The organism is Pseudogulbenkiania sp. AW2-16 (genome assembly GCF_056824575.1).
The window spans coordinates 1,857,476-1,870,674 of the sequence record NZ_CP157668.1; the positions used below are offsets into that span (position 1 = coordinate 1,857,476).

Below are 13,199 nucleotides of genomic sequence, written 5' to 3' on the forward strand. Positions count from 1 at the left end.
AGGCGAGTGTCCCCCCGGGTTTTCTCCTCCTCTCTAGACTGGGCCATCCACACGGATGGCCATTTTTTTGTCGGAGAGGATGGCAGCTGGCGTGGGGAGGTCCAACACCATCGCGATGGCCAGGAGGGACTGACGCTGGCGAGGCGATCGTGCATGGGTTTCGGGTGGGGGGCGTGTTGAAGCAGAGGGTGGGCGGGCCGCAGGAGGATGCGCACCCTTGACGTGCGAGGACGTTCTTCGGCCAACCTTGTCGGTCGTGCTCAAGGTTGGCCGAAGAACGGGGGGCGGTCTCAGTAGACGAAACGTTCGCGCAGCTCGTCCAGGTTCAGCTCGTGCAGGATGCTTTCCAGGCGTTGCTCGGCGTTCTTGCGTGGCGCGCCGGTGTAGCGGGCGATGATCAGCTCGTTCTTCATCGAATGTTCCCAGCCCACCAGTTCGGTCACCGTCAGCTGGTAGCCGTGCGCCTCCAGTTGCAGGCAGCGCAGCACGTTGGTGAGCTGGCTGCCGAATTCGCGGGTGTGGATCGGGTGGCGCCAGATTTCCGACAGCGGCGTCAGGCCGAAGCTCTGGTTCTTGTTCTTGCGCAGCACCGTGGCCACCTCGGCCTGGCAGCACGGCACCAGCACGATGAAGCGGGCCTGCTTGGCCAGCGCGAACTTGATGGCGTCGTCGGTGGCGGTGTTGCAAGCGTGCAGCGCGGTGACCACGTCGATGCGCTCCGGCAGCAGCGGCGAGGTGATCGACTGCTCCACCGTCAGGTCGAGGAAGGACATGCGCGGGAAGTCCAGGCGCTCGGCCAGTTCGCGCGAGCGCGCCACCAGCTCGGCGCGGGTCTCGATGCCGTAGACGTGGCCGGCGTTCTTCTCCTTGAGGAACAGGTCGTACAGGATGAAACCGAGGTAGGACTTGCCGGCGCCGTGGTCGGCCAGCGTCAGTTCCCCGCCCTCGGCCAGTACGTCGGCCAGCAGAGGCTCGATGAACTGGTAGAGGTGGTAGACCTGTTTCAGCTTGCGGCGGCTGTCCTGGTTGAGCTTGCCGTCGCGGGTGAGGATGTGCAGTTCCTTGAGCAGTTCGATCGACTGCCCGGGCTTGATGTCGGGGATGGCGCTCACGCTGGAATCCTGAGAATAAGGCGGGTTGGCGCGCATTTTACCAAGCCGGGGCGGCGCCGGCAGCACAATATGCGGCGGGGCCGGGCAGGCTCAGGCGGCGTTCTGCAGCCACTCCACCAGCGGCTGCAGGCGGCGCGAGTGGCGGTGGTGCGGGGGCGCACCAGGTAGTAGGCCTTGCCGGTCTGGACGGTGCGCTGCAGCGGCGTCAGCAGGCTGCCGTCGTCCAGCGCATCCTGCACCAGGAAGGGGTCGATCAGCGCCACGCCCAGTCCGCAGCGGGCGGCTTCCACCGCCATCACGTCGGCGTCGAACAGCAATTCCTTCTGCCCCTTGGGCCACTCGCCCGCGGACAGCCCCAGCCACAGCCGCCAATCGTGGCGGTCGCGCGTCGAGTGGATCAGCGTCTGCGTGGCCAGATCGTCCGGCGTCAGGGTCTGGCGGCCCTGCAGCAGCGCCGGCGCGGCGACCGGGATCAGCCGCTCGCGGTGCAGCAGCTCGACCGTGACGCCGGGCCAGTCGCCGATGCCGTACTGGATGGCGAGGTCGAACAGGCCCCAGTCGAACGCCGGCTTTTCCTCCCATACCGTGCTGACGCTGATGTCGAGATCGGGAAACTGCTGCTTGAAGGCTTGCAGATGCGGCACCAGCCAGCGCACCGCGATCGACGGCGGCGACTTGATGCGGATGGCGTGGTGGCGCTGGCTGAGCTGGTCGCAGGTGTGGTCGATCTGCAGCAGGGCGTCGTGCACGCTGTGCTGCAGGATCGCGCCTTCCGGCGTCAGGTCGATGCCGCGCTGGCCGCGCACCAGCAGCGGGAAGCCGAAGTGTTCTTCCAGCTTGCGGATCTGGTGGCTGACCGCGCTTTGTGTCAGGTAGAGGGCCTCGGCGGCCTTGGTGAAGCTTTGCAGACGGGCGACCGCTTCAAAGATGCGCAAGGCATTGAGCGGGGGCAGTTTGTTCATCAGGGATGGCGGATACGATGGAGTCCGCCACAATCTGCCGGATCGGCACCCGGCTCGTCAATGCGCATTGCAGTTCTTCGCTGATGGTGCCGCAGCGCCAGGCGATCTCGTCGCAACTCAGCCCCGGCGCGCCCCACAGCGTGACCTCGTCGCCGACCTGCGCCTCCGGCAGGGCGGAGAGGTCGATTGCCAGCACGTTCATCGCCACCCGGCCCACCAGCGCGGCACGTCGGCCGTCCACCAGCACCGGGGTGCCGCTGGGGGCGGCGCGCGGGTAGCCGTCGCCGTAGCCGGCGCCGACGATGCCGATGCGCATGTCGTGGCGGGCGGTGAAGGCGGCGCCGTAGCCGATGCTGTCGCCGGCCTGGAGCGTGCTGACGTGCACGATGCGCGCGGCGAAGCGCATCACCGGCTCGGCCGCCATCGGCCACAGCCGGGTGTCGGGGTAGAACGGGTTGTTGTTGTAGAGCAGCCCGCCGACGCGGGCTACCGCGCCGTGGGTGCGCGCTTCGCGCAGCAGCGCCGCGCTGTTGGCGGCGGTGTAGGGCAGGCCGGTGGCCTCGACCACCTGCAGGAAGCGCCGCCACGGCTCGTCCAGCGGCGTGCCGAGCTGGTCGGCGCAGGCGAAGTGGGTCATCAGCCCGGCGACGCGGCAGAACGGCGTCGCCTGCAACTGGCGCACCACCGCCAGCGCCCGCTCCGGGGTGAAGCCGAAGCGGTTCATGCCGGTATTGACCTTGACCCAGACCGTGACCGGCCGCGCCTTCTGGCGCAGCCACTGCAGCTGGTGTTCCGAGCGCAGCACCAGCTCGAGACGGTGCTGCGCGGCGATGTCGACATCGCCTTCCTCCAGCGCCCCTTCCAGCAGCAGGATCGGCGCGCCGATGCCGGCGTGGCGCAGCGTCACGGCGTCGTCCGGCTGGATCAGGGCGAAGCCGTCGGCCTCGGGCAGCGCCAGCGCCACGCGCGTCAGACCGTGGCCGTAGGCGTCCGACTTGAGCACGGCCCAGACCCGCGCCGCGCCGGCCAGCGTCTTGGCCAGGGCGTAATTGCGGCGCAGCGCGGGCAGGTGGATTTCAACGTAAGCGGTCTTGGTCATGGCAGGGCTTTCGGCGGCCGGCGCGGGTCAGGCGTCGGCCGCAAGGTCAAGAACGGAACCCGGGATTACTTGAAGGGGTAGATGTCGTAGCTGAAGTACTTGGCCTGGATCTGCTTGTAGGTGCCGTTGCCGAGAATCTGCTTCAGCGCCGCATTCAACTTGGTACGCAGTTCCTTGTTGCCCTTGCCGACCGCCATCGCCGCGCCCATGTAGTACTTGGGGTCGTTGTAGACCGGGCCGACGAAGGCGAAACCCTTGCCCATCGGCTTTTGCAGGAAGTCCGACTCGCCGATGGTGGCGTCGAGGTAGACGGCGTCGAGGCGCTGGCCGGTCAGGTCGAGGAAGGCGTCGGTGATCTTGCTGTAAACCTTGATCTGGCTGCCCTTCGGCGCCCACTTGGCGTTGGCTTCCTGCATCTGGGTCGAGCTGCGCAGCACGCCGATCTTCTTGCCCTTGAACCAGGCGTCGTTGATCTGGGTGCCTTCCTTGGCCATCAGGCGGCCGGGAATCTTGAAGTACATGTCGCTGAAGTCGACCACCTTGGCGCGCTCCGGCGTGATGCTCATCGAGGCGATCGCCGCGTCGAACTTCTTGGCCTGCAGCGCCGGGATGATGCCGTCGAAATCCATCGCCTTCAGCTCGCACTCGAGCTTGGCTTCGGCGCACAGCGCGCGGGTGATGTCCGGGTCGAAGCCGGTGATGCTGCCGTCCGGGTTCATCTTGGAGAACGGTGGGTAGCTGGCGTCGGTCACGATGCGCACGGTCTGGGCCTGGGCCAGCCAGGGCAGGGCGCACAGCAGGGTCAGCGTGAGTACTTTTTTGCAGGACATCGTTTTCTCCCTTGGTCGTCGGCGGTGTCAGCCGATGCAGTTAGGCTAAGGGACGCTCGTCCGCGGGAACAAATGATTTATGGCCATTGGGGCATGAGATAAATTCATGCCGATTAGCCCTATGTCCGGCACGCTGGCGGGCGCGATCCGGGCGGTTTTGGGGAAGTGCGGAGGGGGGCACCCGCGCCGGCGCCACACTGCGGCGGCGCACCGGGCATGAAAAAGGCAGCTCGCGGCTGCCTGGGTAGGAGGTGTATCGCCGGCTCAGCTTTCGTGCAGCAGCGAGTGCTGGATTTCGGAGAACGCCTGCGGGACGCGGATGAAGTTGAGCGAGATGCCGAGGCGGCGCGCCATGTGCGAGGTCGAGAACAGGCCGCACACCTCGTAGTGACCGGTCTCCGGGTTGAGCTCCACCACCAGCGCGTGCTGGCGGCCGTGCTGTTTCATGGTGGCGACCATCTGGCCGACCTTGGCCGAGGCGACGTCTTCCAGCTTCAGCGCCTCGAGCTCGGTACGGGGTGTCATCACGTCGCGCACCAGCAGGTCGGCGCGGCGCTTGCCGTGGCCGAGCATGCACTGCATCGGCCGCTCGCCCAGCAGGTCGGTGGCCGTGACCAGGCCGGTGAGGTGGCCGGCGGCGTCGGTGACGAACAGCAGGCGGATGCCGCGGCCGATCATGGCGCGGTGGGCGTCGTCGAGCGGGGTGTCTTCGTGCACGCTGACCGGATCGACCAATTTCAGGTCGGTCATCACCTCGAGCGCGGCGCTGTCCAGGGTGACCGAGCGTCGCGGACGCGCGTCGAGCCGGATGAGGTCGGTGGTGGACGGCAGCGCAATGGTGGGCAGGAACGGGTATTGGTTTTCCATGAGGAAGCTCCTCTGCGTATTGTGGCTGTATCGCGGCCGGGTGCCATGCCAGCGCACCTTGTGGGAACCTGCTCACGAACTGGCGGCGCGTCCCTGACCGGGGCGGAGCGCGACTCGAATCCTGCTGCGCTGATCGGCGCATGGCGGTGTCCGGGCTGCTCTTCACTCCGCTGAGGGCCGCTCGCGTCGGGGCGTGAACGGGTTCTGAGCCTGCACACCTTTCACGGCGGGGGAGGTGCCCCCTTCGCAAAAAGACAACCCATTCTAGGCACGTTTCGCCAGCGCTTTAAAGTCCTTTGGCATGGACAATTGTTACGATTTGTTCACCTGTAAAAAAAACCCGTTGCGCCGGGGGCGGAACGGGGTTGGCCGAAGCGGCGGGGCTCAGCGCGTGATCGGCTTGTAGCGGATGCGCTTGGGCTTGGCGCCTTCCTCGCCCAGGCGTTTCTTCTTGTCGGCCTCGTACTCCTGGTAGTTGCCGTCGAAGAAGGTCCACTGCGACTCGCCTTCCGCCGCCAGGATGTGGGTGGCGATACGGTCGAGGAACCAGCGGTCGTGGGAGATCACGAACACGGTGCCGGCGAACTCCAGCAGCGCATCTTCCAGCGCACGCAGGGTTTCCACGTCGAGGTCGTTGGACGGTTCGTCGAGCAGCAGCACGTTGCCGCCCTTGAGCAGGGTCTTGGCCAGGTGCAGCCGGCCGCGCTCGCCGCCGGACAGCATGCCCACCTTCTTCTGCTGGTCGCCGCCCTTGAAGTTGAAGCGGCCGAGGTACGCCCGGCTCGACATTTCGAAGCGGCCGACGTTGAGAATGTCCAGGCCGCCGGAGACGTCTTCGAACACCGTCTTGTCGGCGTCCAGGCCTTCACGGCTCTGTTCGACGAAGGCCATCTGCACGGTCTGGCCGATCTTCACCGTACCGGAATCCGGTTGTTCCTTGCCGGCGATCATCTTGAACAGCGTCGATTTACCGGCGCCGTTCGGGCCGATGATGCCGACGATGGCGCCGGCCGGGGCCTTGAAGCTCAGGTTGTCGATCAGCAGGCGGTCACCGAAGCCCTTGGACACGCCGTCGAACTCGATCACCTCGCTACCCAGGCGCTCGGCCACCGGGATGAAGATTTCCTGGGTCTCGTTGCGCTTCTGGTGCTCGTGACTCGACAGTTCCTCGAAGCGCGCGATACGGGCCTTGGACTTGGCCTGGCGTCCCTTGGGGTTCTGGCGCACCCATTCCAGTTCCTGCTTCATCGCCTTGATGCGCGCGCCTTCCTGCTTGGCCTCGGTCTCCAGGCGCGCTTCCTTCTGTTCCAGCCAGCTGGAATAGTTGCCCTTCCATGGGATGCCCTCGCCACGGTCCAGTTCCAGGATCCATTCGGCGGCGTTGTCGAGGAAGTAGCGGTCGTGGGTGACGGCCACCACGGTGCCGGGGAAACGCACCAGGAACTGCTCCAGCCATTCCACCGATTCGGCGTCGAGGTGGTTGGTCGGCTCGTCGAGCAGCAGCATGTCCGGCTGCGACAGCAGCAGTTTGCACAGCGCCACGCGGCGCTTCTCGCCGCCGGACAGCGGGCCGATCTTGGCGTCCCACGGCGGCAGGCGCAGCGCGTCGGCGGCGATTTCCAGCTGGTGCTCGACGTTGTCGCCGGCGCCGGCCGAGATGATGGCTTCCAGGCGTGCCTGCTCTTCGGCCAGGGCGTCGAAGTCGGCGTCCGGCTCGGCGTAGGCGGCGTACACCTCTTCCAGGCGCTTCTGCGCGCCCATCACGTCGCCCATGCCGCTTTCCACTTCCTCGCGCACCGTCTTGTCGGCATCGAGTTGCGGTTCCTGCGGCAGGTAGCCGATCTTGACGCCGGCCAGGTGCTGCACCTCGCCGTCGTATTCCTTGTCGACGTCGGCCATGATGCGCAGCACGGTCGACTTGCCGGAGCCGTTCAGGCCCAGCAGGCCGATCTTGGCGCCGGGGAAGAACGACAGCGAGATATCCTTGATGATCTGGCGCTTGGGCGGCACCACCTTGCTCACGCGGAGCATAGACATTACGTATTGGGCCATGACGGTTCCACGCTGATTGATGAATCGTTAACCGGCCGATTCTACCAAAAGCCCGCGCTTCGCGTGGGGCACCCGCAGAAGCGGCGCGTCTGTACGGCGACTTCGGCCAACGTGGAGGGGCCGGAGCGCCAGTTCAGAGCACGAACGCCAGTGCAAAAGTGGCCAGCATGGCGAAGGCGCAGCCGATCTTGGCGACGGTACCGACGACAAAGCCGAGAAAGGTGCCGATGCCGACCTTGCCGGCTTGGTAGATGTCGCGCCGGGCGAGGAATTCACCGATCGCCGCGCCGATGAGCGGGCCCAGGATGACGCCCGGCAGGGCGAAGAACAGGCCGACCAGGCTGCCCGCAAAGGCGCCCCACAAGGCCTTCCGGCTGGCGCCGGTGGCCTTGGCACCGAGCAGGCCGGCGACGAAGTCGATGGCCAGGCCGATTACGGCGAGCAGCCCCAGCACGCCCAGCGTCAGCGCCCCGACGTGCTGGAAATCCTCCGCCCAGCCGGCCAGCGCGAAGCCGCCCAGCATCAGCGGCAGGCCGGGCAGGGCCGGGAACACGGTGCCGGCCAGGCCGGCCAGTACCAGCAGCGCGGACAGCGCGTAGAGCAGGATATCCAAGGGTATGTCCGGAAGGAGGGCAGGGAAGGATAAGAAACGGCGGCCGCGGCGAAGTTCCGCCACGGCCGCCGTGTGCCTCGGGGTTGGCCGAAGCCTTAGACGATGTACTCGTCCAGCAGCGTCTGCTGGGCGCAATGCACCTTGCCGCGCGCATGGCGCCGCTTGTAGCTGCCGTCGGGCTGCATGTCCCAGGCGTTGACGTTGTCTTCGAGGTAGATGCGCAGCCCTTCCTTGATCATGCGGCGCTTGATCTTGGGATCGAGCACCGGCACGCAGGTCTCGATGCGGCGGAAGAAGTTGCGCCCCATCCAGTCGGCACTGGAGAAGTACAGGTTTTCCGCCTTGTCGTTGTAGAAGTAGAACACGCGCGGGTGTTCGAGGAAGCGGCCGACGATGGAGCGCACGCTGATGTTGTCGGACAGCCCCTCCACGCCCGGGCGCAGGGCGCACACGCCACGCACGATCAGCTGAATCTTCACCCCGGCACGGCTGGCGCGGTACAGCGCGTTGATCACCTCCGGCTCCAGCAGCGAATTCATCTTGGCGATGATCTGCGCCGGGCGCCCCTCGCTGGCGTGCTTTGCCTCGCGCTCGATCGCCTCGATGATCATGCTGTGCAGCGTGAACGGCGACTGGTGCAGCAGCTTCAGCTTGCTCGCCTTGCCCAGCCCGGTGAGCTCGATGAACAGGTCGTTGACGTCGCTGGCCAGCTGCTCGTTGCAGGAGATCAGGCCGAAGTCGGTGTAGAGGCGGGCGGTACGCGGATGGTAGTTGCCGGTGCCCAGGTGCACGTAGCGTTTCAGCCCGCTTTCCTCGCGCCGCACCACCATCAGCATCTTGGCGTGCACCTTGTAGCCGAACACGCCGTACACCACGTGCGCGCCGGCGTCTTCCAGGCGCGAGGCCCAGCCGATGTTGGCTTCCTCGTCGAAGCGCGCCATCAGCTCCACCACCACCGTCACCTGCTTGCCGGCGCGGGCGGCCGCGATCAGCGACTCCATCAGCACCGAGTCGGTGCCGGTGCGGTACACCGTCATCTTGATCGCCACCACCTGCGGGTCGGTAGCGGCCAGGTTCAACAGGTCGATGACCGGCTGGAAGCTCTGGTAAGGATGATGCAGCAGCACGTCGCCCTGGCGGATCACGTCGAACAGGCCGGATTTCTTCTGCAGCGCCGCCGGCAGCGTCGGCACGAACGAGGCGAACTTCAGGTCCGGGCGGTCGACCAGGTCCGGCACCTGCATCAGGCGTACCAGGTTGACCGGGCCGTCGACGCGGTAGACGTTTTCCGGCTCCAGCCCGAACTGGGTGACCAGGAAGTCCTGCATGTGCTGCGGGCAGGTGTCGGCAACCTCCAGCCGCACGCCGTCGCCGAACTGGCGCTGACGCAGTTCGCCCTGCAGCGCGGTGCGCAGGTTCTTCATGTCCTCGTCCTCGACGTTCAGCTCGCTGTCGCGGGTGACGCGGAACTGGTAGCAGCCCTTGACCGACATGCCGAGGAACAGCTCGTGCACGTGGGCGTGCAGGATCGACGACAGGAACACGAACAGGTGCTTGCCGTCGGACAGTTCCTCCGGCAGCTTGATTATGCGCGGCAGGATGCGCGGCGCCTGCACGATGGCGATGCCCGACTGGCGCCCGAAGGCGTCCTTGCCCTCCAGCTCGACGGCGAAGTTGAGCGACTTGTTCAGTACCTTGGGGAAGGGGTGCGAGGGGTCGAGCCCGATCGGCGTCAACAGCGGCATGACTTCGCGGAAGAAGTAACCCTTGACCCATTCGCGCTGCTCGTCGGTCCAGTCGATGCGCCGCAGGAACAGGATGCCTTCCTCGCGCAGGGCCGGGAACAGGATATCGCGCATCACCGCGTATTGTTCCCGGATCAGCACGTGGGTGGCTTCCGAGACCTTGCGCAGCGCCTGGTGCGGCGTCATCCCGTCCGGCAGCGGCGCATCCGGCTGGGTCTCCACCATCTCGTTGAGCCAGGCCATGCGGACTTCGAAGAATTCGTCGAGATTGGACGACACGATACACAGGAAGCGCAGCCGCTCCAGGAGCGGCAGGCGGGCGTCTTCGGCCTGGGCCAGGACCCGTCGGTTGAATTGGATCAGTCCGAGTTCGCGGTTGAGCAGCAGGTCGTTCTGTTGCGACATGGTTGTGGAGTGGGCTCGCGCTGGTTGTAGGGACGAAAAAGCCCTCGCGCGGAGGGCTTTGCCGGGATCAGTTGCTTCCTGGTGGGGTGTAGCCTGCCGGTGCATCGGCGCCGTCGCCGAAGAAGTACGCTTCCAGTTGGGCAGCCAGGTACTGGCGGGCGCGGGCATCGGCCAGGTTGAGGCGGTTTTCGTTGATCAGCATGGTCTGGTAACGCAGCCAGCCTTGCCAGGCTTCCTTGGAGACATTCTCGAATACCCGCTTGCCCAGTTCACCCGGCAGCGGCGGGAAATCCATGCCTTCCGCTTCGCGGCCCAGCTTGATGCAGTTGACGGTTCTAGCCATTGCGCTTCCTTGCAGCTAATTGGATAACAGATTACTACCGTATTGTGTCATAGAGATGACAGGGCTTCCAGCCAAGAACGGGCTCAGCGCAAGGGTTTGATGAACACCTTGGAGCGGCGCTGGTAATTGTAGAGCCGCTGCTTCCCCAGCGGCAGTTGGCTGATGTCGGCGGCGGCGAAGCCACGCTCGACGAACCAGTGCGCGGTCTGGGTGGTGAGCACGAACAGCGAGGCCGAGGCCCTGCGCGCGCGCCAGGTATTCGACGTGCTTGAGCAGCTCCTCGCCAAAGCCGGCGTCGCGTTTCTGTTGGGAGACCGCGAGGCAGGCCAGTTCCGCCATGCCGGCGTCGGGAAAGGGGTGCATGGCGACGCAGCCGAAGATCTTGCCGTCGTGCTCCAGCACCGAATACGACTTGATCTCCATCTCCAGCAACTCGCGACTGCGCTTGACCAGGATGCCCTGTTCTTCCAGTGGACGGATCAGGTCGATGATGTCGCCGATGTCGTCGATCGACGCGTTGCGCACCTTCACCAGCGGATCGCGCGCCAGCATGGTGCCGTTGCCGCCGTCGGTGAACAGTTCTTCCAGGATGGCGCCGTCGTCGAAGCGGCCGATCATGTGGGCCCGGGCCACACCCTGGCGCACCGCCTTCACCGCGTACGGCATGTAGGCGGCCACGTCGCCCTGCAGGTTGCCGCTGGCGATCAGCGCTTCGGCCTCGTGGGCGGTGAGCGTGCTGGCGAACTCTCCCTGGCTGTTGGTGACGCCTTGGCTGTCCACCATGAACAGCAGTTTTTCCGCTTTCAGGGCGATGGCGATGTGGGTGGCGACTTCTTCCATGGTCAGGTTGAAGGCCTCGCCGGTGGGCGAGTAGCCGATGCAGGAGACCAGCACCAGGTCGCCGGCGTCGAGGCGCGCCTGCATCGCCTCGCTGTCGACCCGGCGCACGCTGCCGGTGTACTGCATGTCCATACCCTCGATCACCCCCATCGGCTGGGCGGTGAGGAAATTGCCGCTGGCGACGCGCAATTGGCTGCCCTGCACCGGGACATGGCGCATGCTGGACGACAGCGCGGCTTCGATCTCGTGGCGGGTATAGCCGACCGCCTGCTTGACCAGCTCCAGCGTCTGGCTGTCGGTGCTGCGTTTGTCGCCGCGGAAAACCTGGGCATGTCCGGCACGCTGGGCCAGCACGTCGATCTGCCAGCGGGCGCCGTGCACCAGCACGATGCGTACGCCCAGGCTGACCAGCAGGTGGATGTCCTTGGCCAGGCTGGGAAAGCGGCCATCGCGCACGGTTTCGCCGTTGATCGCCATGACGAAAGTCCTGCCGCGGAAGGCGTTGATGTAAGGGGCGGCTTCACGGAAAGAGAGGACAAACTCTCTGGTCAGCATGTCGGTTCTGGCTCCTGCCGGGGTCGGGTTTGAGGTGGCGCCAAGGGTAGCAGGAATGAGGGGGTATTTCATCTGGTCGCAGCCTGAGCTACGCCGCTGCCCGGCGGGCGCCGCGCGATCTCGGCCGGCGAGGCCTCGGCTGATGCGGTGCGGATGATCGGCTGCCGTGGCGCAGACCGGAAGGGTATGTGGATACCGGGGTGCGACAGCGGTAAGGCGGCGGCACCGGCGTCTTCCTGGCGTGGTCGGGGCAGGGGATAGTGCTTGGACGATGCTTCTGCTGGCATGGCAAGGCTTCCTGGCTCAGGACGCCTTGCCCGCAGGGGCCACACTGTCCTAGCTTCCCTTTTTATTGATCAGTATTTGCTGCACCTTGAGGATATTCAAGGCCTGGCCCAACTGGTAATCGGCTTTCGGGTTCGGCTCGCGCGAGGACGATTCGTCGGGCGCGTCCTTGCCATTGTCCGGCGCGGGCTGCACCGGTGCGGCCGGCTTGATCGTCGGGCGCTTGAGCACCGGCTTGGCCGGGGCCTTGTCGTCACCGTTGGGGTTGGCCGGGTGGTTTTCCAGGTCGGCCTCGCGCACGCGCAACGGTTGCTGATCGTTCGCGTTGAGGGTGCCGTCTTCCACCACCACGTCGGGCTCGATGCCCTTGGCCTGGATCGAGCGGCCGTTCGGCGTGAAGTAGCGCGCGGTGGTGAGCTTGATGCCACCGGCGTTGCCCAGCGGCAGCACCGACTGCACCGAGCCCTTGCCGAAGGTCTGGGTGCCGACCACGACGGCGCGCTTGTGGTCCTGCAGCGCGCCGGCGACGATTTCCGAGGCCGAGGCCGAGCCGCCGTTGACCAGCACCACCATCGGGATGTTCTTGATGCCGGCCGGCAGCTTGGCCAGCGGGTCGGCAGCGCCGCGGGCGTAGTTCTGCACCTTGGCGGTCAGGCGCATCTTGGAGTCTTCGGCGCGGCCTTCGGTGTACACCACCAGGGCATCCTTGGGCAGGAAGGCGGCGGAGACGCCGACGGCGCCGTTGAGCAGGCCGCCCGGGTCGTCGCGCAGGTCGAGGATCACCCCCTTGAGCGGGGTCTTGTTGTCTTTGTACAGCGTCTGCAGGGCCTGGGCCAGGTTTTCCACCGTGTGTTCCTGGAATTGGGTGACGCGCACGTAGCCGTAATCCTGTTCCAGCAGCTTGAATTTCACGCTCTTGGTCTTGATCACCGCGCGCACCAGGGTGACCACGCGCGGCTTGGCCTCGCTCTTGCGGGCGATGGTCAGGGTGACCTTGGTGCCGGGCTTGCCGCGCATGCGCTTGACGGCGTCGTTGAGGCTCAGGCCGCGCACCGGGGTGTCGTCGATCTTGATGATGAGGTCGCCGCTCTTGACGCCGGCCTTCTGCGCCGGGGTGTCCTCGATCGGGGCGATGACCTTGACCAGGCCGTCTTCGGCGCCGATCTCGATGCCGAGACCGCCGAATTCGCCCTGGGTGCCTTCGCGCATTTCCTTGAAGGCCTCCGGGTCGAGGTAGTCGGAGTGCGGATCGAGGCCGGTCAGCATGCCCTTGATCGCCTCGTTGATCAGCTTCTTGTCTTCCACCGGCTCGACGTAGTCCTGCTTGATGCGGCCGAATACTTCGGCGAAGGTGCGCAGCTCGTTGAGCGGCAGCGGCGAGCTGGCCTCCTTGTCGGCGAACGCCTGCAGGCTCAAGGTCAAGGCGCCGCCTGCCAGTGCCCCGGCGGTAAGCAGGGCCAGTTTCTTCATGCGTGGACTCGTCATAGTGTC

11 protein-coding genes are annotated in these 13,199 nt (G+C 66.0%); all 11 read right to left on the reverse strand.

What is annotated here, in order from left to right; all coding sequences use genetic code 11:
* Positions 1-290: 290 nt before the first annotated feature.
* The 11 genes from ABKF58_RS09030 to ABKF58_RS09080 all read right to left on the reverse strand — a co-directional run bounded on the left by ABKF58_RS09030 (position 291) and on the right by ABKF58_RS09080 (position 13,178).
* On the reverse strand, positions 291-1,112 hold the full coding sequence (locus ABKF58_RS09030) for a class I SAM-dependent methyltransferase (protein WP_482584184.1): 822 nt from the start codon (positions 1,110-1,112) through the stop codon (positions 291-293).
* On the reverse strand, positions 1,109-2,074 hold the full coding sequence (locus ABKF58_RS09035; protein ID WP_482584185.1) for a LysR substrate-binding domain-containing protein: 966 nt from the start codon (positions 2,072-2,074) through the stop codon (positions 1,109-1,111). The genes ABKF58_RS09030 and ABKF58_RS09035 overlap by 4 nt, the downstream gene beginning before the upstream one ends.
* Positions 2,034-3,173 (reverse strand): alanine racemase, encoded by a 1,140-nt coding sequence (alr, locus tag ABKF58_RS09040; protein WP_482584186.1) that lies wholly within the window; start codon positions 3,171-3,173, stop codon positions 2,034-2,036. The genes ABKF58_RS09035 and alr overlap by 41 nt, the downstream gene beginning before the upstream one ends.
* A 65-nt stretch (positions 3,174-3,238) precedes the next feature.
* On the reverse strand, positions 3,239-4,003 hold the full coding sequence (locus tag ABKF58_RS09045) for a transporter substrate-binding domain-containing protein (protein ID WP_482584187.1): 765 nt from the start codon (positions 4,001-4,003) through the stop codon (positions 3,239-3,241).
* Between the two features lie 264 nt (positions 4,004-4,267).
* Complete coding sequence (locus ABKF58_RS09050) at positions 4,268-4,870, reverse strand: CBS domain-containing protein (protein ID WP_482584188.1); 603 nt, start codon at positions 4,868-4,870, stop codon at positions 4,268-4,270.
* A 384-nt stretch (positions 4,871-5,254) separates the two neighbouring features.
* Entirely contained in the window at positions 5,255-6,922 is a 1,668-nt protein-coding gene (gene ettA / locus ABKF58_RS09055) for an energy-dependent translational throttle protein EttA (RefSeq protein WP_008954885.1), read from the reverse strand.
* 133 nt (positions 6,923-7,055) lie between these two features.
* Positions 7,056-7,535, reverse strand: coding sequence for a DUF456 domain-containing protein (locus ABKF58_RS09060; protein WP_294867205.1), 480 nt, complete (start codon positions 7,533-7,535; stop codon positions 7,056-7,058).
* A 95-nt stretch (positions 7,536-7,630) separates the two neighbouring features.
* Positions 7,631-9,685 (reverse strand): polyphosphate kinase 1, encoded by a 2,055-nt coding sequence (gene ppk1, locus ABKF58_RS09065; protein WP_482584189.1) that lies wholly within the window; start codon positions 9,683-9,685, stop codon positions 7,631-7,633.
* Between the two features lie 67 nt (positions 9,686-9,752).
* Positions 9,753-10,028 carry an oxidative damage protection protein gene (locus tag ABKF58_RS09070; RefSeq protein WP_008954888.1) on the reverse strand — a complete coding sequence of 92 codons (276 nt, stop codon included), beginning with the start codon at positions 10,026-10,028 and terminating at the stop codon, positions 9,753-9,755.
* Between the two features lie 15 nt (positions 10,029-10,043).
* Positions 10,044-11,423 carry an amino-acid N-acetyltransferase gene (gene argA / locus ABKF58_RS09075; protein WP_482584190.1) on the reverse strand — a complete coding sequence of 460 codons (1,380 nt, stop codon included), beginning with the start codon at positions 11,421-11,423 and terminating at the stop codon, positions 10,044-10,046.
* Between the two features lie 336 nt (positions 11,424-11,759).
* Entirely contained in the window at positions 11,760-13,178 is a 1,419-nt protein-coding gene (locus ABKF58_RS09080; protein ID WP_482584191.1) for a S41 family peptidase, read from the reverse strand.
* Between the last annotated feature and the right edge of the window lie 21 nt (positions 13,179-13,199).